Source organism: Saccharopolyspora erythraea, assembly GCF_018141105.1.
Taxonomy (GTDB): Bacteria; Actinomycetota; Actinomycetes; order Mycobacteriales; family Pseudonocardiaceae; genus Saccharopolyspora_D; species Saccharopolyspora_D erythraea_A.
Genome location: NZ_CP054839.1, coordinates 3496065 through 3516696, shown reverse-complemented (window position 1 = coordinate 3516696; position 20632 = coordinate 3496065). Strand labels below are relative to the sequence as shown.

Annotated in this window: 25 protein-coding genes and 1 pseudogene; 18 read left to right on the top strand and 8 right to left on the bottom strand. The window is 70.3% G+C overall.

Features of this window, described 5'->3' with window-relative positions; translation table 11 throughout:
- Positions 1-222: 222 nt before the first annotated feature.
- A complete protein-coding gene (locus HUO13_RS16075) occupies positions 223-615 on the top strand; it encodes an STAS domain-containing protein (RefSeq protein ID WP_349253375.1) in 393 nt (130 codons plus the stop codon).
- A 506-nt stretch (positions 616-1121) separates the two neighbouring features.
- Positions 1122-1613, top strand: coding sequence for a GtrA family protein (locus HUO13_RS16070; protein WP_211902135.1), 492 nt, complete (start codon positions 1122-1124; stop codon positions 1611-1613).
- Positions 1614-1671: 58 nt separating this feature from the next.
- Here HUO13_RS16070 and HUO13_RS16065 read toward each other — a convergent pair whose 3' ends face one another.
- Positions 1672-2301 carry a hypothetical protein gene (locus HUO13_RS16065; RefSeq protein WP_211902134.1) on the bottom strand — a complete coding sequence of 210 codons (630 nt, stop codon included), beginning with the start codon at positions 2299-2301 and terminating at the stop codon, positions 1672-1674.
- Between the two features lie 137 nt (positions 2302-2438).
- On the opposite strand from HUO13_RS16065, the gene ribA reads away from it, so the two are divergent.
- A complete protein-coding gene (ribA, locus tag HUO13_RS16060) occupies positions 2439-3128 on the top strand; it encodes a GTP cyclohydrolase II (RefSeq protein WP_249124889.1) in 690 nt (229 codons plus the stop codon).
- A gap of 25 nt (positions 3129-3153) precedes the next feature.
- Here ribA and HUO13_RS16055 read toward each other — a convergent pair.
- Positions 3154-3444, bottom strand: a pseudogene (locus HUO13_RS16055) (3,4-dihydroxy-2-butanone-4-phosphate synthase); the annotation flags it as partial.
- A gap of 12 nt (positions 3445-3456) precedes the next feature.
- Positions 3457-3978, bottom strand: a complete 522-nt coding sequence (locus tag HUO13_RS16050) for a MarR family winged helix-turn-helix transcriptional regulator (RefSeq protein ID WP_211902133.1) — start codon at positions 3976-3978, stop codon at positions 3457-3459.
- Between the two features lie 55 nt (positions 3979-4033).
- On the opposite strand from HUO13_RS16050, the gene HUO13_RS16045 reads away from it, so the two are divergent.
- The 7 genes from HUO13_RS16045 to HUO13_RS38095 all read left to right on the top strand — a co-directional run bounded on the left by HUO13_RS16045 (position 4034) and on the right by HUO13_RS38095 (position 8061).
- The gene (locus HUO13_RS16045; protein WP_211902132.1) at positions 4034-4519 is read left to right on the top strand and encodes a flavin reductase family protein; all 486 of its coding nucleotides are present in this window, start codon (positions 4034-4036) and stop codon (positions 4517-4519) included.
- 32 nt (positions 4520-4551) lie between these two features.
- Complete coding sequence (locus HUO13_RS16040) at positions 4552-4692, top strand: hypothetical protein (RefSeq protein ID WP_211902131.1); 141 nt, start codon at positions 4552-4554, stop codon at positions 4690-4692.
- On the top strand, positions 4689-5678 hold the full coding sequence (locus HUO13_RS16035) for an Ldh family oxidoreductase (RefSeq protein WP_211902130.1): 990 nt from the start codon (positions 4689-4691) through the stop codon (positions 5676-5678). Before HUO13_RS16040 ends, HUO13_RS16035 begins: the two co-directional genes overlap by 4 nt.
- Positions 5671-5955, top strand: a complete 285-nt coding sequence (locus HUO13_RS16030; RefSeq protein WP_211902129.1) for a hypothetical protein — start codon at positions 5671-5673, stop codon at positions 5953-5955. The genes HUO13_RS16035 and HUO13_RS16030 overlap by 8 nt, the downstream gene beginning before the upstream one ends.
- Before the next feature lie 151 nt (positions 5956-6106).
- Positions 6107-7006 (top strand): FAD-binding protein, encoded by a 900-nt coding sequence (locus HUO13_RS16025; protein WP_249124886.1) that lies wholly within the window; start codon positions 6107-6109, stop codon positions 7004-7006.
- A gap of 65 nt (positions 7007-7071) precedes the next feature.
- A complete protein-coding gene (locus HUO13_RS16020) occupies positions 7072-7686 on the top strand; it encodes an NIPSNAP family protein (RefSeq protein ID WP_211902128.1) in 615 nt (204 codons plus the stop codon).
- 252 nt (positions 7687-7938) lie between these two features.
- A complete protein-coding gene (locus HUO13_RS38095) occupies positions 7939-8061 on the top strand; it encodes a hypothetical protein (RefSeq protein WP_282976659.1) in 123 nt (40 codons plus the stop codon).
- A gap of 27 nt (positions 8062-8088) precedes the next feature.
- Here the strand turns inward: HUO13_RS38095 and HUO13_RS16015 are convergent, their stop codons facing one another.
- On the bottom strand, positions 8089-8796 hold the full coding sequence (locus tag HUO13_RS16015; RefSeq protein WP_249124884.1) for an alpha/beta fold hydrolase: 708 nt from the start codon (positions 8794-8796) through the stop codon (positions 8089-8091).
- 295 nt (positions 8797-9091) lie between these two features.
- Between HUO13_RS16015 and HUO13_RS16010 the strand changes: the two genes are divergently transcribed.
- The 5 genes from HUO13_RS16010 (at position 9092) to HUO13_RS15990 (ending at position 15060) form a co-directional block, all read left to right on the top strand.
- Positions 9092-10171: a WD40 repeat domain-containing protein gene (locus HUO13_RS16010; protein ID WP_211902127.1), complete on the top strand. Its 1080-nt coding sequence runs from the start codon at positions 9092-9094 to the stop codon at positions 10169-10171.
- 89 nt (positions 10172-10260) lie between these two features.
- Entirely contained in the window at positions 10261-10866 is a 606-nt protein-coding gene (locus HUO13_RS16005; protein ID WP_249124882.1) for a TetR/AcrR family transcriptional regulator, read from the top strand.
- Positions 10863-12515, top strand: coding sequence for a CocE/NonD family hydrolase (locus HUO13_RS16000; protein WP_211902125.1), 1653 nt, complete (start codon positions 10863-10865; stop codon positions 12513-12515). The genes HUO13_RS16005 and HUO13_RS16000 overlap by 4 nt, the downstream gene beginning before the upstream one ends.
- Positions 12516-12834: 319 nt before the next feature.
- On the top strand, positions 12835-14130 hold the full coding sequence (locus HUO13_RS15995; RefSeq protein ID WP_211902124.1) for a cytochrome P450: 1296 nt from the start codon (positions 12835-12837) through the stop codon (positions 14128-14130).
- Between the two features lie 243 nt (positions 14131-14373).
- The gene (locus HUO13_RS15990) at positions 14374-15060 is read left to right on the top strand and encodes a DUF3159 domain-containing protein (protein WP_211902123.1); all 687 of its coding nucleotides are present in this window, start codon (positions 14374-14376) and stop codon (positions 15058-15060) included.
- Positions 15061-15086: 26 nt separating this feature from the next.
- Here HUO13_RS15990 and HUO13_RS15985 read toward each other — a convergent pair whose 3' ends face one another.
- Positions 15087-15977: an NAD(P)-dependent oxidoreductase gene (locus tag HUO13_RS15985; RefSeq protein ID WP_211902122.1), complete on the bottom strand. Its 891-nt coding sequence runs from the start codon at positions 15975-15977 to the stop codon at positions 15087-15089.
- A gap of 157 nt (positions 15978-16134) precedes the next feature.
- On the opposite strand from HUO13_RS15985, the gene HUO13_RS15980 reads away from it, so the two are divergent.
- The 3 genes from HUO13_RS15980 to HUO13_RS15970 all read left to right on the top strand — a co-directional run bounded on the left by HUO13_RS15980 (position 16135) and on the right by HUO13_RS15970 (position 17612).
- Positions 16135-16464, top strand: coding sequence for a winged helix-turn-helix transcriptional regulator (locus tag HUO13_RS15980; RefSeq protein WP_211902121.1), 330 nt, complete (start codon positions 16135-16137; stop codon positions 16462-16464).
- Positions 16465-16585: 121 nt separating this feature from the next.
- On the top strand, positions 16586-16963 hold the full coding sequence (locus HUO13_RS15975) for a PH domain-containing protein (protein ID WP_211902120.1): 378 nt from the start codon (positions 16586-16588) through the stop codon (positions 16961-16963).
- A gap of 49 nt (positions 16964-17012) precedes the next feature.
- Positions 17013-17612: a WD40 repeat domain-containing protein gene (locus HUO13_RS15970; protein WP_211902119.1), complete on the top strand. Its 600-nt coding sequence runs from the start codon at positions 17013-17015 to the stop codon at positions 17610-17612.
- Positions 17613-17641: 29 nt separating this feature from the next.
- Here the strand turns inward: HUO13_RS15970 and HUO13_RS15965 are convergent, their stop codons facing one another.
- From HUO13_RS15965 to HUO13_RS15955, 3 genes are read right to left on the bottom strand one after another with little or no spacing between them, the layout of a single operon-like run.
- Entirely contained in the window at positions 17642-18103 is a 462-nt protein-coding gene (locus HUO13_RS15965; protein ID WP_211902923.1) for a MarR family winged helix-turn-helix transcriptional regulator, read from the bottom strand.
- A gap of 41 nt (positions 18104-18144) precedes the next feature.
- Positions 18145-19638 (bottom strand): acyl-CoA synthetase, encoded by a 1494-nt coding sequence (locus tag HUO13_RS15960; protein ID WP_211902118.1) that lies wholly within the window; start codon positions 19636-19638, stop codon positions 18145-18147.
- A gap of 20 nt (positions 19639-19658) precedes the next feature.
- A complete protein-coding gene (locus HUO13_RS15955) occupies positions 19659-20519 on the bottom strand; it encodes a p-hydroxycinnamoyl CoA hydratase/lyase (protein WP_211902117.1) in 861 nt (286 codons plus the stop codon).
- Positions 20520-20632: the final 113 nt, after the last annotated feature.

Here is a 20632-nt window from a genome sequence, read left to right as displayed (position 1 = left end):
GTTCCAGAACCGTGCGAACCCGGTGGGGCTTCCGCTGGATCAAGACGGTCCCGCCCCTGCGTGGTCCGATGAGCGACTCGAATTGAGTGATTCATGACGACTGGGCCTTCACGTGCGTCTGCGAACGAGAACCTGATTGGGTCCTCGCGCTCTTCCGACGAGCGGCAGTCCGGGAGTGCCGTTCCGGCACCGCGACCGCCGCAGTCGGGGCCGCACCGGCCGGTGCGGCTGCGGTGCAGGCGGATTGCCGGAGGCGCGTTGGTGCTGCGTGCCGATGGCGCGCTGGACGGTGTCGGGGAGGCGGACTTCGCCGAGCTGATGCGCCAGCTCCTGCACGAATCCGAACGGCTGGTGGTGCTGGACCTCTCGGCGGTGTCGTTCATGACGACCGCCGGTGCGGTGGCGCTGCTGGAGGCCGACTGCCGCGCCCGGATCCAGGGCGTGGCGCTGGTGATCGTCACCAGTCCCGCGGTGGATCGCCTCCTCGGGCTGATCGAGGTCGCCGACCGGTTCACCTACGCCCCGTCAGTGGCCGCCGGCCTGACGCGGCTGGAGGCGGCTGGGGCCTGGGTGCCGCAACCCCGCCCCGGCTCCGGCGACGACGAGGAGGCGTGAGCTGTGAATCGCTCCGTTCAGAACGCGGGCATGGCGCGCCACCTGCTGCGGGCGGTATGGGGCCACGCCCGCACGGTTGCCCTGGCACGCGCCCGCTTCCTGCCCGGCGGGCGCTGACGGCGTCCCGGAACTCTCCAGCGAGCACAAGTCACGCTGCGCCGAGCGGGTGACGGCGCATGGAGGGATGCAGTGCCGCGCCTCGTCTCCCGCGCGGCATTCCTGAAGCGGTGAACTCTCCGCGACGTTTCTTCCAACACCGGTTCTCGTTTCCGCTACCTCTTGCCGTCGCGGGGCGGGGCGGGGCATCCCATCCGGATTCCGCCAGCCCGGACCGATCGCGCTGACCTGGCCTTATGCAGCCGGATCAGCACTGGGGGCCAGTGGTTCCACGGCCGCGGTCCGCGCCGGAAGCGCCTCGCGCACCCCATTAGGATGCGCGACGAGATCACGACGGCGCTCGCGGCAGCGGGCCGCCGTCGCCTGCCAGCATGAGTTTGGCGTGTTGAGTGAGTATCGACGAGAACACCACGACCAGAGTCCCCGCGGTTGAGCGAGCCGGCGACGTGCTCACCCGGCTCCTGGACCGGCTCCCCCGCCCGCTTCGGCGGTTTCTTCCCCGCGAGCTCGTCGGCTTCGCGATCCTGGGGTGGTTCACCTTCCTCGTCGATCTCGCGATCCTGGCGTCGCTGCGAGCCTGGACCGCCCTGCCGCTGCCCGTCGCGGTGACCGTCGCCTACCTGCTCGCCTTCGCGTTGAACTTCATCCTCAACCGCACGCTCAACTTCCGGTCACACGCGCCGGTCGCGGGCCAGGCCGTCCGCTACGCGGTGGTGATCGTCGTCGACTACGGGCTCACCGTCGGCGTCACCACGGGGCTCTCGACGCTGGGCGTGGACTTCCGCCTGGCCAGACTGCTCGCGGGGGCCTGCGTCGCGGCGTTCACCTACAGCGCGTCCCGCTGGTGGGTCTTCCGCGAGAAGTCCCCCTCCAGGGGCTGACGCGCTGCCGGCCGACCATGGAGATCGGCATCGGCCGAACCCACGCGACTGGCGCGTCCTACGCCGCTCCAGTGCGAAGGCGACGTCCGGAGGTGATCGGGCGCAGACCCAGGTCACCAAGGCGCAACGACGCCAGCTGCTCGATGATCTCCCGGTCGTTGTCGCGCCAGGCCGCGGCGGGATCGGCGCTGACCCCCATCAAGCGGGAGGGCGGCAACTCGGCCAAGGCACGTAACGCGAGCAGGTCCGGGGCGGTGGCACGCATGTTCACGGCCGCGGTCGCCGCCCGCGCGTAACGCACTCGTGGCAGCAACCAGCATCGCAACGCGACGAGCAGGGCGACCGCGATCACCACTGCCGCCGTGGCGCTCGCGGCCCAGGCCACCGCGTCGATCTGGTTCTGCCCGGCTTCCGTCACGACCTTGCCCGCGTCCCTGCCGAGGTTGAGCGCTCCAGCCAGCTCGGCGCCGACGAAGGGCACCTCGCCGGCGCTGGTCGATGCTTGCCCGAACGTGCGCTCCAGGTTCGCCCCGGCGTCGATCAGCTTCCGACCCGGTGCGCCCAGCTCCAGAACCGAGTCGCGCAGGGCGGAAGCCCACCAGATGCCGCCCGCGATCCAGGCGATGGCGAGCAGGTCGAACACCACCTGGCGCGCCGCCCGCAGTTGGCGTTCCGCGTAGATCCGCACCGTGGGTCCTTCCGGTCGATCGTGTCCTTCCCACAGCCAACCACTGAGTGTTCTCCGGCAATAGAGGTCGACTGCGTCGGACGATCCGCGCCGACCTCAGATGGGATGCCAGGCGGTGCGCGGGCAGCCATGCGCGGATGCTGCGCACCGTCGGCGACGCTGAGCCGACGTTGACCATCGCGGAGCTGGTCTCCTACCGGCGGCGGCACCCACTGCCGGCCGTCGAGGAGCCCCGTGTGGTGCGGACCGCGGAGACCGAGCTGCCGACCCGGCACGGTCGCCTCCGCGCGCTGGGCTACCTCGACCTGCACACCGGCGCCGACCACCTCGTGCTGGTCCGCGGTGAGCCGCACGGCGAGGTGACCGTGCGCGTGCACTCCGAGTGCCTCACCGGTGAGTCGCTCGGCTCCCTGCGCTGCGACTGCGGCCCGCAGCTCGACGCCGCGCTCGAGCGGATCGGCCGGGACGGCGGCGTGCTGGTGTACCTGCGGGGGCACGAGGGCCGGGCCATCGGGCTCCGGAAGAAGCTGGCGGCCTATGAACTGCAGGACGCTGGTCTGGACACCGTGGACGCGAACCTCGGCATCGGTCAACCTGGCGACGCCCGGGATTACGGAGCCGCCGCCGCCATCCTGCGCGACCTCGACGCCACTCGCGTCCGGCTGCTGACCAACAACCCCGACAAGATCCGGGACCTGGAAGCCGGTGGGGTTTCCGTCGTGCTGCGGCTCCCGCTCACGGTCGGCGCCGCGCCCGCGAATCTCGGCTACCTGGCCACCAAACAGCACCGCATGGGCCATCTTTTCGAGGGCCGTGAGGTTTCCTGACCGGCCTCCGGTCGAACCGGCGAGCGAGCTCGTCGACGCCGGGGCCTCGCAGCATCGACCCGTCGTCGTCGACCAGTTCCGCGATGACCGCGACCGGCGGCAGACCCGCGAGCCGGCACAGGTCGACCGACGCCTCGGTGTGCCCCGACCGCTCCAGCACGAGGCCGGCTCGCGCGCGCAGCGGCAGGACGTGCCCGGGGCGGACGAAGTGCGCGGCCGCGGCCGACGGATCGGCGAGCAGCCGCAGCGTTCGGGCGCGATCGGCGGCACTGATCCCGGTGGTCACACCGGCTTTCGCGTCCACGGTCACGGTGTAACATCCGCATGCTTACTTTCCTGGGCGCTCCGCCTCCCGCAGTTCGCCCTCCACCACAAGCGCGGCCTCCCGCAGCTGGCGGTCCGCGGCCACGATCCCGTCCCGCCCCAGCACCGCGTTGAGCGTGTCGCTGATCTTGAGCACCGCCGCGCCCATCTCGTCGAGCGCGGCGAGACCGGCCTCGGTGACCTCGAGCGAGAGCGCCCGCTCGCTCTCCGGATGCGCACCGCGGGCGACGAAACCGCGGGTCTCCAACTGGGTCACGATGCGCGTCATCGTCTGCGGCCGGGCGTAGCACCGCCTGGACAGCTGGGCGAGCGTGAGATGCGGCCGGTTGGCGAGGATTCGCAGCGCCGTGTAGCTGGACAGCGTCATGTTCCACGGCCGCAGCCGCGCGTTGCCGATCCTCGAAACCGCGCGCTCGAACCGGAACACGGCATCGATCAGCGAGGACGCCTCGTCCATGTCCGTCGCCGCGACCGAAGGCGAGCGACCGTCGTCGAACGGATCCACATAGGGCAGTTCACCTGTCACGCCTGCAGCGTAGTGGGACAGTCAGCATGCTTGCATCAATGTCCGCACGCTTATAATGTGTCAGCATGCTTATTCCCCGTTCCGCTCCGTACTGGGGCACTTCCCCAGCGGTGTCGTGGCGATCACCGGGCACGACCTGAACGGCGGGCCGGTGGGCATGGCCGTCTCCTCGTTCACGTCGGTCTCACTGGAACCGCCCCTGGTGGGGTTCCTGCCCGGCAAGTCGTCGACGACGTTCCCGGCCATCGCCCGCAGCGGCACGTTCTGCGCCAACGTCCTCGCCTCCGGGCAGGAAGACGTGTGCCGGGCGCTGGCGTCGTCCGGCGGAGACAACTTCGCCGAGGTGAGCTGGCACCCCGGACCGCACGGCGATCCCGTGCTGGACGGAATCGTGGCCTGGATCGGCTGCACGATCGAGGCCGTGCACGACGCCGGCGACCACCACCTCGTCATCGGCCGCGTCGACGACCTGGCCGCCGACACCACGGCGGACCCGCTGCTGTTCTTCCGCAGCCGGTACCACCGCCTCGCGGCCGCCTGAGCCGCGGCCGCACCTCGACGGAGAGGTATGCCATGACCACACCGGGCGAAGCGAGACGCACGACCCGCGCCACCGCCATCGGCAACATGGCCGAGACCTGCGACCACGCCGTCCGCGGACCCCTCACGACCTCGTCGCCCACGACGCCCGTTCCCGCGGAGGCCGGTTCATGAACACGCTGACGCTGTCCGAAGCCCGCGCCCTCGTCACGGCCGCGATGGCCGGGGCCGGCCACGGCCCGGCCGAGGCCGATCTGATCGCGGACCACCTGATCGACTGCGAACTGCGCGGGCTGCCGTTCGGCGGTCTCGCCCGCGCCGTGTCCATCGTGGAACGTGTGCGCACCACTGCTGAGGCGCCGCAGCCGATGCGGGTCACCGCCGAGACACCGGTGTCGGCGACCCTGGACGGTGGCGACCAGGTCGGCTACCTCGTCGGCATGCGCGCGCTGGAGCTGGCGGTGGCGAAGGCCCGCGCGCACGGGATGGCCGCCGTCGCCGCCCGCAACACCTGGTACACCGGCATGTTCTCCTACTACCTGGAGAAGGCCACGGCCGCCGGGTTCGCCGGGATGATCGCGGGCAGCGGGCCCGCGGTGGTCGCACCGCACGGCGGTACCGAAGGACGGTTCGGCACCAACCCGATCGCGTTCGGCTTCCCCGCCACGCCGACGCCGGTCATCTGGGACATCGGCACGTCCACGGTGATGTACGGCGAAGTGGTGCTCAAGGCGCGGCTCGGCGAGAAGCTGCAACCAGGCCAGGCCTACGACGCCACCGGGAACTCGACGCTCGACCCCGCCGCCGCGCTGCAAGGCGCGTTCGGCGTGTGGGGCGGGCACAAGGGCTCCGGACTGGCCGTGGTCGTGCAGTTGCTCGGGATGCTGAGCGGCGCTGCCGCCGACCCACCGGGCATCTCCGACTGCGGGTTCTTCGTGCTGCTACTCGATCCGGCGGCTCTCACCGACGCCGACGACTACCGGCGGCGCGTCACCACGTTCACCGAGTCGATCCGGGCGACCAGGCCGGTGGAGGGCGGTTCGGGTGTGCGGGTGCCGTTCGACCGTTCCGCGGCATGCCGGGCCGAGGCCTTGCGGCGCGGCACGATCGACGTGTCCGAGCCGGTGATCGCCGCACTGCGGAAGGCCGCCCATGCGTGACCACACCGATGACCTCGCGATCGAACCGTCCCCGTCGCTCCGGCTGCTCCGCGGTAGCCGCGCCCCGGACGACCGGTGCCCGGACAGCGTCGGAATCGCCGACGCGGGCGCGCGCACCACGACGTTGGACGTCGTCGGAGTCGACCTGCCGCGCCTGATCGGCGCCGCGAACTGGCTGGCCACCGAAGCCGGCGCCCCGTGCAAGGGCTTCGTCCGGCACACGGGCCCCGTGCCCCGGAACGGACGGACCACCCGACCACTCGCCTTCAACTGGTGACAGAGCCCAGGAGCTGACCCATGCCGGAAACCACGATCAGCGACGGAGCCAGGCCGCACCACCGAGGACCAGCACCGAAAGTCGTCGCCGCCGGAGCGGGTCGACCGGGCTCGCCGCGGCGATCTCCGCCCGCGAGGCCGGGGCGGACGTCGTGCTGCTGGAGAAGGGCAGCCGCGAGGACGTGGGCGGCAACGCCGCCTTCTCGGGCGGGTTGTTCCTGTTCCGGTACGACGGACCGGACGACCTCACGTCGATCACCCAGGACTTCGAACCCGGCATGCGGGCGGAGCGGATCGAAGCACCGGCGTACACCGGCGCGGCCTACGCGGCCGAGCTGATGGCGATGAGCGACGACCGCGCCGACCCGCGACTAGTGGAAGCGCTCGCGGAACGGTCGCTGGACACCATGCGGTGGCTCGCATCGAACGGCGTGCGCTTCACCTTCAACCGCTCTGTCGGCGCACACGTACGCGACGGGGCCCTGCGCATCCCGCCCGGGCAGATCCTGACCAGCACGGGAGAAGGCATGTCGCGCGGGTTCGAGGTGATCAAACCGCTGCTGCGCCACGCCGAACGGATCGGCGTCGAGATCCGCTGGTCCACGCCACTCACCGACGTGGTTCGCGACAACGCGCGCGTCACGGGCGTTGTGTCCGGTCACAGCACGGTGCCCGCCGACGCGGTGGCGATCGCCAGCGGCGGATTCCAGGCCAGCCGCGAGCTGCGGCACCGTCATCTGGGGCCCGAGTGGGAGAACGCCAAGCTGCGCGGCAAGTCCCACTGGGCCACACCGCTGGAACGGCCGCCGTTCGTCGCTTACCACACGGTCGCCGGGCTGACGTTCACGTTCTGCGGCGTGCGAATCGATCCCGACGGGCGGGCACTCGGCGCCGACGGCATGCCCGTGCCCGCCCTGTACGCGGCGGGCGAGGCCACCGGCGGGCTGTTCTACGGCGACTACCCCGGCGGTGCCGCCCTCATGCGGGCAGCGGTGTTCGGCCGCGCGGCGGGCCACACCGCCGCGACCGAGACCACGCCTCATCCCGGGTGAAGGGCCCGCGGCAGACGTCGTCGCCCATGATTGCAATTGATTCGCATGCTTATGGAGGTCTTGCAGTGCTGTACGAACTCACCCAGCTCGCGCTGAAGCTCTACACGGTGCCCAAAGCGCTTTCCGCCCTCGAGGACTACACCACGGGCGCACTGGCGCGCGGAAAACTGCTCGGCTGCTGGGAAACGGAGCACGGCGTCATCGTCGGCCGGGTGCTCCTGCTCCGGGAATTCGAGGACGCCGAGACACTCGCCGAGGAACGGCAGCGGGTCCTCACCAGTTCCGATCCGTTCGGGGTCGGCGAGTACCTGGAGTCATTCACCGTCGAGAGCTATGCCCCGTTTCCCTTCGTCCCTCCCGTCCAGGTCGGACGCTACGGCGACGTCTACGAGTTCCGGACCTACGAGCTCAAGGTCGGCGGACTGCTACCCACCATGGCCGGCTGGGAGGCCGCGCTCCCCGAACGCACCAAGCTGTTTCCGCTCACCACGGCGATGTACGGACTGGACGGCGTCCCCCGCATCACGCACATCTGGCCGTTCCCCAGCCTCGACGAGCGGCTGGCCATCCGCCGGGCGTCCTACGAAAGCGGGATCTGGCCACCCGAGAACGGCCCGGAGAACATCGCCCACGCGACCTCCACCATCGCCATTCCCACCGCGTTCTCCCCACTGCACTGAGCGGAGCCAGAGGAGGCGGCTCTGAGGCGCCCCGCCCGCGTTTCGTGGTCCTCAACGACGAACCCGTCGAGGACCACGACTGCGACCTCCTCGGCGACTTGAACAACCGCGCCTGCGGTTCTTCGTCGGATCGAACAACCGCCCCGGGCCGCGCGGACCGTAGCGTACGTCACAGCAGCCAACCCGGCGGCGATCCTGCCGGGTTCGGGCAGCGCCAAGAACCCAGGGGCTCGAGGAGGAAGGAGGAGGACCATGTCGCTCGCCGGGACGTTGAACCGGTCCGCAGCGGAAGATCAGGAACCCGCCGAAGACGTACTCCTGCCGTCGAACGCGGCCAACGAGGACGAGCCTCATATCGTCCGTGGCTACAACTGAGGCCAGGCGCGCGGCTCCGGTGTTGGTTCACCACTCGACGGCAACGCGGTCGAGCCACTCCAGCATCATTGCCCCGAACAGTTCCGGCTGCTCGATCTGGAGGTTGTGCCCGGCCACGTCGAGTACCGCGAAGCTCGCTCGCGGGTAGTGCGGCAACAGGGCGAACTGGTCGAAATAGCCCGTGATGCCGTCCTGCCTACCGGTCAGTATCAGGGTCGGTCGCTCGAACCGCGCACCGCTCTCGGGACCCTCGGAAAGCTGGTAGCGCTGCTGGATTCTGCTCAGCGCCTCCGTGTCGGCGAGATCGAGACCCACCATGATCTCGTCGCGGAACCGCCGCAGGGTTTCCGGAGTCTGCACCACCGACATCGCCTCGAACTCCACTGCGAGCCGCCCGTCCAGCGAGTCGACGAGTTCGGGGTCGGGACGCAGCACCTGACACTCGGGAACGGTGCGCCCGGCGTTGAGCACCTCGGTGCCCACCGGGCAGATCAACGCCAGCCCGCGCACCTGCTCGGGCCGGGCCCCGGTGAGCGCGCGGGCGAGGTAGCCACCGTAGGAGTTGCCGACCAGCAGGAACGGTGCGTCGCCGATGGTGTCGTCCACGAAGTCCTGCACGGCATCGAGCACATCGTCGGCGCCGGCGATGGACGACGGTGCCTGCGACTTACCCATTCCGGGCAGGTCGGGGTACAACCGGCGGTACCCCGGGCGCCCGGCGAAAACGGGCTCCATGCAGCCCAGCACCAGACGGTGGTCGGGAGTCCACCCGTGCAGCCAGCACCGGAACCCCATCCCCTGCCTCGACGAAGTGCAGGTTCGCAGACGTACGCCGAGACATCGCAGCTCCTCGCTCCACGCGTTCCCGTTGTCGCGGACATGCTGCCGCAGGGCACCGACAACGCGCGCCACGTCCGTCTGGCCGCCCTCACACGATGTTCCAGTAACGACGCCCGGCGAAGCCGCCCGACGGGACCTCGCTCGGAGGACGATCACGTCGGCGTCGGCATCGGCGTCTACTCTCCTGCACATGTCTGATCACCGAATCTCGCGCACCTTTCCCGACTCGGAGGGCGACGCCGTCCACACTCTTGCTCCGCTCGTCCTGGACGGCACCCCGGCGGTGATCGGCACGCACGGCGACGGCTCCCTGTGGACCTGCGACCTGACCACGGGTGAACGCCTCCCCCGCGACATCGATCTCGACGACGCCGCGCCCGAAGAGCCGGTTCCCGATGCCGAAGGGACCATCTGGGACGACGAGGACGAGGATTTCGAGGACGAGAAAGGCAAGCCGGATGCCTACGAGGTCCTCCACCAACTGACCGCGACGCGGCTCGACGGGCGTCCGGTGCTGGTGACCGGCGGCGGCCGGTTCGACCTGACCGCCCTGCTCGGCGAGGACTACCTGGGCGGCGCGGTCCGCTGCTGGGACCTGACCACCGGCGAGAAGATCGGCAAGACCGTCACCGGGCACGGCCTCGGCGTCACCGCCCTCACCACCGTCCCATCCGCGCGCGGGCCGCTGGTGCTCAGCAGCAGCGAAGAAGGCCTGCTACTGGTCTCGGCGCTCGCATCCGGCGAACGCATCGCCGAAATCCGGGGTAGCTACAACGGCGTGATGACCGCCTCCGTGGTGGACGGCCGGCCAGTTGCCGTCACCGGCGGGCACGACCCCCGCGTCGAGGTGTGGGACGCGCTCACCGGCGAGGCCGTCGGGGGCCATCGGACCACCGGCACCCACGTCGACGCCATCGCGGTGACCGAGCTGGCCGGCCGCGCGGTAATGCTCACCGCCGGCGACGACAACGAGCTGAGGATGTGGGACCTGATCACCGGCGAGCCCCTCGGCGCACCACTGTCCGGGCATGCCGGCAGCATCCAGGCGATCACCCTGGCCGGCGAGCGGCCGATCGCCGTCACCGAAGCCGCGGACGAACCGCCCCTGGTCTGGGACCTCACCCGTTCCGAACAGCTCGGCGGTGCGCTGACCGCCCCCGATGAGCACAGCCCGACGGCCGTGACAGCAACCGAGATCAACGGCGAGCCCGTCGCCGTGACCGGCCACGCAGACGGCACCATCCGCATCTGGAACATCGCGACTTCGTGACCAGCGGCCGCGACGCAGCGCAGCGGGCTCGGCTCTTGACGCGATGAGGAACACTTGATCGTTTAGTTACACCTGTGCATTATTTCGGCGTGGACCTGAACGTGGCTGAACCCGCCCGGGATCGCCGGGTGCGCCGCTCGCGCGCCGCGCTGATGCGCGCAGCGGTCGAGCTGGTCACCGAGCGCGGCACGGCGGCCGTCACGCTCTCCGACATCGCCGAGGCCGCGGACGTGAGCCGCAGGGTGGTGTACCAGCACTTCGGCGACCGCGACGCGCTGCTGCTGGAAGCCGGCCTCGATCTCGTCAGGCGGGAGCTGCTGCCGCACCTCGCGGACGACCCGCGGGTGGCGGCCGGACGTGAACAGGCGCTCGCCGTGGCCCGGCATTTCGCCGGTCACCGGGCCTTCTACCGCGCCCTGCTGACCGGATCCTGCGCGTTCGCACTGGATCGCGGGCTGATCGGGGTGCTCCTGCCGATCAACCGGCAGGCGATCCAGCGGCTGCACGGAGACCGGCTCACCCGGGAGGCCATCGACGATCTCGCCGCCTTCCTGACGGGCGGCGCGGGTTCCTTCGTCACGAGCTGGGTGGTCGACGGCGCCGACCCGCTTGATCCCGAGGCGTTCACCGACCGGCTGATGGGCGTGATGTCCGTCCTGACGACAAGCCACTTGACCGGGGAGGAACCGCGGTGAACCTGATCAGCCGCCTCATCGAGCACCGCCTGAAACTGTCCCCGCCGCTGACGCGGGACGTGGTGGTCCAGCGGGATCTCCGCGTACCGATGCCCGACGGGGTCGAACTCCTGGCGGACCGGTGGGCACCACGAGCAGGCGGTGAGGGCCTGCCGACCGCACTGATCCGCACCCCGTACGGCCGGCGCGGCCCGTTCGGCGCGGTACTGGCCCGGCCGCTGGCCGAGCGCGGCTACCAGGTGCTGATCCAGAGCGTGCGCGGCGGGTTCGGCTCCGGAGGCACCTTCGACCCGATGCGGCAGGAGCGCGCGGACGGTCTGGCGACCCTCGACTGGCTCGTGGGACAGCCCTGGTCCGGCGAGGCGATCGTGCTCTACGGCATGAGCTACCTGGGACACGTGCAGTGGGCGGTCGCCGACCGGTTGCCACCCCAGGTCAAGGCGATCATCCCGATCGTGACGGAGTCGGCCCTGACGCTGGAGTTCCTGCGCTCCGACGGCATGTCGCTGGAGACGCCCTTCGGGTGGGGCGTGCTGGTCGGCACCCAGCAACGCCGCCTGGCGATGCTGCGCCAGCCGATCCAGGCGAGGAAGACGGCGCGGGCGCTGTGGACGCTTCCGCTCAACCGCGCCGACATCGCCGCGTTCGGCCGGCGCTCCGAGTACGTCCAGGACATCCTCGCCCACGACGCGGACGACCCGCGTTGGGCCGAGCTGGACCACACCGGCCGAGTGGCCGACGTGACCGTGCCGGTCAGCTCCATCGGCGGCTGGTACGACATCTTCCTTCCCGGCCAGCTCCGCGACTTCCGAATTCTGCAGGACGAAGGGCGCCCGGCACGGCTGACCATCGGCCCCTGGACCCACGCGGAGTTCACCAGCACACCGGTCGACGAGGCACTCGAGTTCGGACTCGCCCACGCGCGCGGCGAGCAACCGCCGCGACGCGCACCGGTCCGGCTCTATGTCATGGGCGAGGAAACCTGGCGCGACTTCGAGTCCTGGCCGCCCACCGGCTACCCACCGCAGCGCTTCCACCTGCATTCCGGCGGCGTGCTGACGACTGAGCCGCCGGCCGAGTCCGAGCCGGACCAGTACCGCTACGACCCGGCCGACCCGACGCCCGCAGTCGGCGGCGTGCGCCTGGTCCGGGACAGCGGCCGCGCCGACAACACCGCGCTGCAGGCCCGGCCCGACGTGCTCACCTACACCACGCCCACCCTCGACGAGGACGTCGAGATCATCGGCGAGGTCGGCGCCGAGATCTGGTTCCGGTCCAGTCTGCCCCACGCCGACGTGTTCGTCCGGCTCTGCGACGTCGACCCCGCCGGGCGCTCCTGGAACGTCTGCGACGGCCTCGTCAGCCTCACCGGCGCCGACGAACCACGCTGCGCCACCGTCCGGCTCTGGCCGACCGCGCACCGCTTCAAGCGCGGGCACCGTATCCTCGTCCAGGTCTCCAGCGGCGCCTTCCCCCGCTACGCGCGCAACCCGGGCACCGGAGAAGCACGTGCCACCGCCACCACCCTCCTGGCCGCCGACCAGACCGTGTACCACGATCCGGCACGCCAGTCCGCGATCATCCTCCCGGTTCGGGCAATCGCCGAAAACGCGTCATCGGGGCAATCCGAGATCGAACATTCGATGTAGATGGCCGAATACCCGGTGAGCGACGCGATGCTTTTCGACACCGAGGCGGAGCTGGAATGAGCTGCGCGGCCTCAATTTCGCGCCCGCAAGTTAGACCGTTGGGGCGCTGGAAGTCCCGGCTCGAATGGTCAGACTGAACCGTCGAGCAATCGCACGGATCAAGGAGGACGGAATGAAGAGCTACCTCCGGCACATCACTGCCCGGCTTTTCGGCAAGACCCGGATGGGCGGCTTCTACACCTACTGGATCAGCACGAACTGAGGCGGTCGCGGGGGCGGTGGTCGTCCGACCGCCGCCCCGCGCGCGGAGGAGCAGGGCATGCTCGGCACACGCACGGCGCGGCCACCCGGACCGAAAGGTCGCTGGCTGGTCGGCAACACGCTGGACTACGACCGCGACCGGATGGCGTTCCTCATCCGCTGCCGGCGGGAGTACGGCGACGTCTTCTCCTTCGACGAGCGCACGATCGTGGTGCTCGACCCCGACCTGGTGCACGACCTGCTCACCCGCACCAACGACGACTTCCACAGCGAGAGCGTCCCGCTGGCGACCCGCATCGACCCCGAACGCGCCGCGGCGGACGCCCAGGCGTGGATGACGGCCCGGCGCAAGGGCTGGCACGGGCTCAACCGGGCTGTCGCCCAGGCCCACGCCGGCCGTCTGCGGCTGCTGTTCGAGCAGACCCTGGCCGAAACCGGCGGGGAGCCGGTGGACGTCCTGCCCGTCATGGAGCGGTTCGCGGGCCTCGCGACCGCCGACTTCTGCCTCGGCGCAGACGCCGACGGCATGGCCGAGGTCCTCACCGAGAACGTGCGGGCGATCGAGCCGCTGGGCGGCAGCTCCCAGCTGTTCCCGGCCTGGTGGCCGTCCCGCCACATCCGCCGCTTCCTGCGGGCTCGCGAGGGCACGCTGACCGCGGTGACGGAGCGGATCCACCGGCGCCGCGCCCAGCCGCCTGCCGACCACCCGCAGGACCTGATGGACGTGCTGCTCGCGGCGCGCGATCCGGAGCTGACCGAACAACAGGTGCAGCTCCTGCTCCGCGGCATCATGCTGGCCGCGTTCGGGGTGCCGGCCACCGCGCTGACCTGGCTGGTGTGGACGCTGGCGACCCGGCCCGACCTGCACCACCGCGTCGCCTCGGAAGCAGCGGCCTGGACGGGCGAGGAACCGCCGCCACTGCAGGCCCTGCCGCAGACCGAGGCGGTGGTCAAGGAAGTCCTGCGCCTGTGGCCGCCGACCTGGCTGATCGGCCGCACGGCCCGCCGCGCGACGACCCTCGGCGAGTGGCACCTGCGCCCGGACGACCACGTGATGTTCAGCCCCTACCTGATGCACCGCGACCCCCGCTGGTGGGACCACCCGGACGAGGTGACCCCGGACCGCTGGCTGGACCCGGCGAGAACCCCGAAGCGCCACACCTACATCCCCTTCGGAGCGGGCCCCCGCGTCTGCGTGGGCACCCAACTCGGCATGATCCAGCTGTGCCTGACCGCCCACTGGCTCACCCGGAACCACGAAGTACGCCCCACGACGGAAACCTGTGTACCGAAGTTCCACGACCTCCTGCTCCCGCAAGGCTTCCGCGCCCGCTTCACGCCCCGGACCCCCTGACCGTCCGGAGACAAGCAGCACCTCCAGCGCTGGACCTGTACTGGGCATGGCGGAAACCCCGCAGCGCGAGGCCGCCATGCTGTGCCTCTGGGATCAGCGCGGCGAGCTTGTCCCAGTTGTTCCTTCCCTGAGCGGACGACCCGACCCGCATGTGGTCCGCGTCACGACGGGCTTGAGTGTGCCGCTGCGGCACAGCTTTTCCTGATCTCACGCCCGCACACCGTTTGGAAGGACGGCACAACCATGACGGAACACCACCGCCGGGTTGACCTGGACGACGAGACCCCGACCGCGACCCTTCCGGCCACCGAGCCCGCAGCCGCCGAGAAGAAGCCCACGATGCTCGACCAGATGGGCGGCCCCATGGGGTTCGTCTACTCGACGGTCCCGGTCGTCGTCTTCGTGGTGGCCAACGCGTTCCTCCCGCTGCCGATGACGATCGGGGTCTCCATCTCCGTCGGGCTGGCGCTGACCGGGTACCGGTTGCTGCGCGGAGAGCGCTTCACCTCGGCGATCGGAGGGCTGCTCGGTCTCGCGGTCGCCGTGGGCATCGTCGCCCTGACCGGGTCGGCGAAGGACTTCTTCGTGATCGGGATCTGGGCGTCGCTCGCCGGTTTCGCCTGCACGCTCGGCTCGGTGCTGGTCCGCCGCCCGCTGACCGGCGTCGTGTGGAACCTGATGCACGGCGGCACGCACGACTGGCGTTCCGACCGCCTCGCGCTGCGCGCGCACGACGTCGCGACGCTGTTCGCGGCGGCGGTCTTCGGCGCCCGGTTCGTGGTCAAGCAGTGGCTCTACCTCGCCGACTCCACCACCTGGCTGGCCGTGGCCAAGATCTCGATGGGCACCCCGCTGACCGTGCTGGCCGCGCTCGTCGTGGTCTGGGCGTTCCGGCGGACCACCAAGCGGCTCGCCCCGCAGCGGACGTAACCGCGGCGGGCGAGCCGAGTGTGCTGTTACGCCTTCTGCGCGGAGTTCCTGAGCACTTCGGTCAGGGCCGAGACGCTGTGGTCGCCGTGACCCACCGCAGCCGCCCGCTTCAGCAGTTCGTGCAGTGGAGCCAGCCAGGCTGTGTCGACGTTGGTCTCCTCGGTCAGATCCCGGTCGTGGGCCACGCCCGCGAGGAACAGGTTCACCGAGGAGGCATCATCGGTGTAGTCACCGCTGTCGATCTCCTCGGCGTAGACCGGCAGCAGAGATTTGATCATGTCCAGCCACTTGCCGGCGAACCGCACCATGCTGCCGGCTTCCAGCCCACGGGCCTGCACAGCCGCGGCACCCTGGAAGAAGCCGACGAGCGCGGGCAGCAGCATGGCGCCCACCGCCATCTCGTACAGGGCCGCGAGGTCGGTCTCGTCTCCGAGATGGACGGTGTCGCCGCCCAGAGCCTTCAGCGCCGTCTCGTACTCGTCGAAGACCGTCTTGTCACCGCCGTAGTACAGCAGCGTGTCCGGCGCTCCCACAGCCGCCGGCACGTTCTTGACCGCTCCGGCCAGAAACCGCGCGCCGCGGCCGGTCGCCCAGTCGGCCATGGCACGGGCATCGGCGGGTGAGCCGCTGTTCAACGTGACGAGGGCACGTCCGGACAGCGCGGCCGCAGCCGGCTCCAGTGCGGTGCGGGTGTCCTCGAAGGTGGTCAGGCACGTGATGACCAGCGGGCTCGCCTCGACTGCGGTCCCCACCGACCCGGCCTGGACGGCCCCCTTGGCCACCAATGCCGCGGCCTTGGCCGGCGTGCGGTTCCACACCGTCGTCGAGTGCCCGGCGGCGATGAACGCCGCGGCCAGCGCCCGGCCCATCGAACCCAGCCCGATGACGGTCACAGGTGTGCGGTTGTCCCTGGTCATGCGTCACTCCGGTCAGCAGTCGGATTGTCGGGCGGCCACGGGAATCACGAACAGAGGCGTTCCGCGTGGCGCTTGTTTCATCCTGAAAGCCCGCACACATCTGATCAAGTACCTACAATTCTGTTCGGTACCCACATCCTTGTCAGTAGGAGCGTCGATGACCAAGCGGTCCTATACCTGCGGACTCGACGCCGCCATCGCCGTCATGGGCGGCAAGTGGAAGGGCCTGATCCTGTTCTCGCTCGGCGAAGGCCCGGTGCGCTTCGGGGAACTGCGGCGGGCGGTGCCCGGCATCAGCGAGCGGATGCTGATCCTGCAGCTCCGGGAGATGGAGTCCAGCGGCCTGGTGCACCGCGAGATCTACCACCAGGTTCCGCCCAAGGTGGAGTACTCGCTCACCGAGTTCGGCCACTCCCTCAACACCGCACTCGCACCCCTCGGCGAATGGGGCGAGGAACACATGGAGCGCATCGAGGCCCTTCCCTGAGCGCGGTTGAACGGCCTCGGCATCAGCCCGTTGGCGTCGATCCGCGGAGGGACGAGGTCGGGCATCCAGCGGTCCGTTACCGTGATCGCAGGGCATCAGAACTTCGGTAAGGAATGTGTGCATGGGACTTTTCGACGGAATGATGGGCAACGCTTCCCGCATCGAACCTCAAGCGGCAGCGCAGGAGTTCGGGCGCCTGCTGTCGCCGAGGGAGGAGGTCCACGCCGCCTACCAGTTGATCCGCGACTCGTTCCTCTTCACCGACCGGCGCCTGATCCTCGTCGACAAGCAGGGCATGACCGGCCGCAAGGTCGAGTACCACTCGATCCCCTACCGCAGCATCACGCACTTCTCCGTGGAGACCGCCGGAACCTTCGACCTCGACGCCGAGCTGAAGATCTGGCTCTCCGGCCAAGCCGAGCCGATCACGAAGCAGTTCGGCAAGGGCGTCGACGTCTACGAGGTCCAAGCCCTCATGAGCGCCTACGTAGCGCGCTGACCAGGCGCGGAGCACCGCAGCCGCCGATGGGAAACCACCCGAGCAGCGAATGGGCATCCGCGTCTACCCAGCCGAGAACCGGCTCGCGGTGACCATCTTCGGTGACCCGACCATCCGCATCGTCGACCTGACCACCGGACGCGTCACCGAAACCGTGACCGCCGCGGATCACGTCGGCGTCCAGTTCGACCGCAGTGGCCGCGCTTTCGCCCTGCTCCGCCAAGGGAGCGTCGTCGAGCTGTGGCGACGCGACCCGCCCCGCAGAGACATCGGCCCGCTCTACAGCCTCACCGACATCCGCGGAACCCCGTGGTACGCGGGGTTCATGCCGGACGGCCGCTACCTGATCGCGGCCAACAACGCCGTCCGCATATACGAGATCGGGACTCCGACGCCCGTCGACTCCTACGAGTTCGGCCGCCCCGACGGCAGCGGGGAGGCCACCCCGTACTCGTTCATCAGCGCCTCCAGGGACGGCAGCACCGTCCTCTACGCCGACGAGGACGGCGTCGGCGGCCCCCTGGCGCTGGACCCCGCGGTGTGGCAACGCGGCCTCTGCGAAGCCATCGGCAACCGCAGCTTCACCGACGCCGAACGCGCGAGTCTGCCCGTTCCCGCCCCGACCCGTCCGGTCTGCCCAGCGAACTGACCCCAGCAGCCACCTGGGCTCGGGCTTGGTCAGGTACTGGTTGGTTCCTCCCGGTCCACCGCGCTCAGGGCGGTGTAGCCGAGTTCGAGGCTCTGCCGCAACAGCGGATGCTGGACCTCGGGTATCGCCCCCAGCATCTCCGCCTCGATCGCCCCGACCAGCGGATCGCACCGCCGCAGCAACGACCGCCCGGACTCGGTGAGCGTGATCAGCAGGACGCGCCGGTTGTCGGGGTCGCGCCGGCGTTCGATGTGCCCGTGCTTCTCCAGCCAGCGCACCATCTCGTTCATCGTCTGGGGAGTCACGAACGAGCGCCGGGCGAGCTGGGCCGAGGAGAGCCCGTCCCGGCGGCGCAGCGCGGTGAGGGCGGTGAACTGCAGCGTCGTCAGGCCGTGCGGGCGCAACGCCTCGTCCATCCGCGCCCGGATCACCTGCTCCAGGCGCTTGACCAAGTAGAGGGTGAGCGGCTCCGTCAGGCCATCGCGCGACACCGCCCGATCATCCCGCACCGGCTCCGCGGCGAGTCCGGGTGTCACGCCAACCTCCTGCGCACGTCCGACTTCCGGACCTTCCCGGCCCCGGTGCGCGGCAGGTCGTCCCAGAAGTCGACCTGCTTGGGCACCTTGTAGGCGGCGAGGTGGCGGCGCAGGTGGTCGCGGAGCTCATCGGCAGTGGCGCTTACCCCCGGGCGCAGCACCACGACCGCACGCGGGACCTCCCCCCATTTCGGGTCGGGTACCCCGACGACCGCGCACAACTCCACAGCCGGGTGCTCGTGCAGAGCGGACTCCACCTCGGCCGGGTAGACGTTCTCCCCACCCGAGATGATCAGGTCCTTGATCCGGTCGACGATGGTGATGTACCCGTCCTCGTCCACGGTGGCGACGTCCCCGGAGTGCATCCACCCGCCCGAGAGCGCCTCGTCGGTGGCGTCGGGCTGGTTCCAGTAGCCGAGCATGACGTTCGGGCCCCGCACCACGATCTCGCCGCGCTCCCCCGCGGCCACGGGGTTCCCGGACGGATCGACCACCGACACGTCGGTGAAGAAGGACGGGACACCGGCGGTGCCCGCCTTCGTCCGCACCGCGTCGGGGTCGAGGATGAGCACACCCGGCGAGGTCTCGGTCATCCCGTAGCCCTGGACGAACACCAGGCCGCGGTCCAGGTAGCGGCGGATCGTCGCATCCGGTACCGGAGACCCGCCGCAGAGCATCGCGCGCACGCTGGACAGATCCGCGCTCTCCCAGCTCGGATGCGCGGCGATCGCGTCGTACATCGCCGGAACCCCGAACAGCAGGGTGACGCGATGCCGGGCGACCAGCTCGAGCGCCGCGGCCGGGTCGAAGGACTCCATGAGCACCGCGGTGCCGCCCTTGAGCAGTGTCGGCAGGCAGGTCATGCCGAGGGCGGCGGTGTGGAACAGCGGGGCCGCCACGAGGGCGACCTCCGAGCCGGAGAGATCCGACTCCACCAGGACGTTGACGCAGTTCCACGTCAGGTTGCCGTGGCTGAGCACCACGCCCTTCGGCCGCCCGGTGCTCCCCGACGTGTACATGATCAGGCAGGGGTCGTCGAGGCCGACGGGCTCGGCGACCGGCTCGCCCACCCCGCCTGCCACGTCCTCGTAGCTGTCCTCGTCGACCACGAGGCGCTCGCGGAGCACCGGCGACGCCGCGGCGTCGACCAGGTGCCCCGTCGCGGCGGTGTGGACGAGGACCGACACCCCTGCGTCGGCCAGGACGTAGGTCAGCTCCGGCGCCGCCAGCCGGGTGTTGACCGGCACGAACACCGCCCCGAGCGAGGCCGAGGCGAACAGCGTCTCCAGGTAGGCCGGGTGGTTCGGGCCCAGGTAGCCGATCCGGTCGCCGCGTCGCACCCCGCGCTCGCGGAGCCCCCGCGCGAGCGCGGCGGTGCGGCGGGCCAGCTCGGCGTAGGTGTCGCGGCGTTCGCCGTGCACCAGTGCCACCCGGCCCGGGGTCATCCGCGCCCGCCGCGCCGGCCAGGAGCCCAGTCCCTCGTCACGCATCGTCGCGCCTCCCGCGCAGGTCAGTCGGTCGAGTAGGCCGAGAGCCCCGGCCGGTAGGACTTGTCGTCCAGGAACTGCGCCATGCCCTTCTCCCGGCCGCGCTCGGCGTCGAGGAACTGCGACTGCTCCAGCTTGGCGTAGAGGTAGTCCTCGGCCTGCTCCCAGGGCATCTCCTGGGCGAGCTTGTAGCCGACCTTCGCCGCACGGAGCACGACCGGGTTCGTCGAGGCGAGTTTGAGCGCCAGCTCGCGGGTGCGCTCGCGCAGCCGCTCGGCCGGCACCGCCTCGTTGACCAGCCGCATCCGCTCGGCCCGGCGCCCGTCGAAGGTATCGCCGGTCATGATGAAGTACAGCGCGTCGCGCTGGCTGACGACCGCGGCGAGCGCGCGGCTGACGACACCGCCCGGCGGAATCCCCCAGTTGATCTCCGACAGCCCGTAGCGCGCTTCCTCGTCGGAGATCGCCAGGTCGCAGGCCACGAGCGGGGTGAAGGCACCGCCGAAGCACCAGCCGTTGACCATCGCGACCGTCGGCTTGGACCAGTGCGCCAGCCGCTTCCACTGCCACTCGGCGCTGGCCCGGCGGACGCGGACCTGGACCGACGGGTCGGCGTTCTGGTCGACCTCGCGGAAGTACTCCTTGAGGTCCATGCCCGCGGAGAAGGACTCGCCCGCGCCGGTCAGCACCATGACCCGGCAGCGGGGGTCGGCCTCGAGTGCGTCGAGGGTGCGCACCATCTCGTCGTTCATGGCCGGGTTCATGGCGTTGCGCTTCTCGGGCCGGTTCAGCGTGACCCAGGCGATGCCGTCGTCGAAGTCGACGAGCACCGCGTTGCCCCACGGTGTGGCGGTGGTCCCGGAGTCGGTGGTCGGTGTGGACATGAGCGGTCCTTCCTCGTCCGGAAGTCGCGGCGGCCGGACTCGGTACGTGGCGACAATCATCAGGAACCCTGATGAACTTGGCGCGAGCATGAAGGAGAAGCGAGCTGACAATC

Coding starts and splice junctions, on each gene's coding strand:
- ribA (WP_249124889.1), top strand. CDS start 2,439: ATGCTGCGCACCGTCGGCGACGCTGAGCCGACGTTGACCATCGCGGAG.
- HUO13_RS16045 (WP_211902132.1), top strand. CDS start 4,034: ATGTGTCAGCATGCTTATTCCCCGTTCCGCTCCGTACTGGGGCACTTC.
- HUO13_RS16040 (WP_211902131.1), top strand. CDS start 4,552: ATGACCACACCGGGCGAAGCGAGACGCACGACCCGCGCCACCGCCATC.
- HUO13_RS16035 (WP_211902130.1), top strand. CDS start 4,689: ATGAACACGCTGACGCTGTCCGAAGCCCGCGCCCTCGTCACGGCCGCG.
- HUO13_RS16030 (WP_211902129.1), top strand. CDS start 5,671: ATGCGTGACCACACCGATGACCTCGCGATCGAACCGTCCCCGTCGCTC.
- HUO13_RS38095 (WP_282976659.1), top strand. CDS start 7,939: ATGTCGCTCGCCGGGACGTTGAACCGGTCCGCAGCGGAAGATCAGGAA.
- HUO13_RS16015 (WP_249124884.1), bottom strand. CDS start 8,796: ATGGAGCCCGTTTTCGCCGGGCGCCCGGGGTACCGCCGGTTGTACCCC.
- HUO13_RS16010 (WP_211902127.1), top strand. CDS start 9,092: ATGTCTGATCACCGAATCTCGCGCACCTTTCCCGACTCGGAGGGCGAC.
- HUO13_RS15995 (WP_211902124.1), top strand. CDS start 12,835: ATGCTCGGCACACGCACGGCGCGGCCACCCGGACCGAAAGGTCGCTGG.
- HUO13_RS15990 (WP_211902123.1), top strand. CDS start 14,374: ATGACGGAACACCACCGCCGGGTTGACCTGGACGACGAGACCCCGACC.
- HUO13_RS15985 (WP_211902122.1), bottom strand. CDS start 15,977: ATGACCAGGGACAACCGCACACCTGTGACCGTCATCGGGCTGGGTTCG.
- HUO13_RS15980 (WP_211902121.1), top strand. CDS start 16,135: ATGACCAAGCGGTCCTATACCTGCGGACTCGACGCCGCCATCGCCGTC.
- HUO13_RS15975 (WP_211902120.1), top strand. CDS start 16,586: ATGGGACTTTTCGACGGAATGATGGGCAACGCTTCCCGCATCGAACCT.
- HUO13_RS15970 (WP_211902119.1), top strand. CDS start 17,013: ATGGGCATCCGCGTCTACCCAGCCGAGAACCGGCTCGCGGTGACCATC.
- HUO13_RS15960 (WP_211902118.1), bottom strand. CDS start 19,638: ATGCGTGACGAGGGACTGGGCTCCTGGCCGGCGCGGCGGGCGCGGATG.
- HUO13_RS15955 (WP_211902117.1), bottom strand. CDS start 20,519: ATGTCCACACCGACCACCGACTCCGGGACCACCGCCACACCGTGGGGC.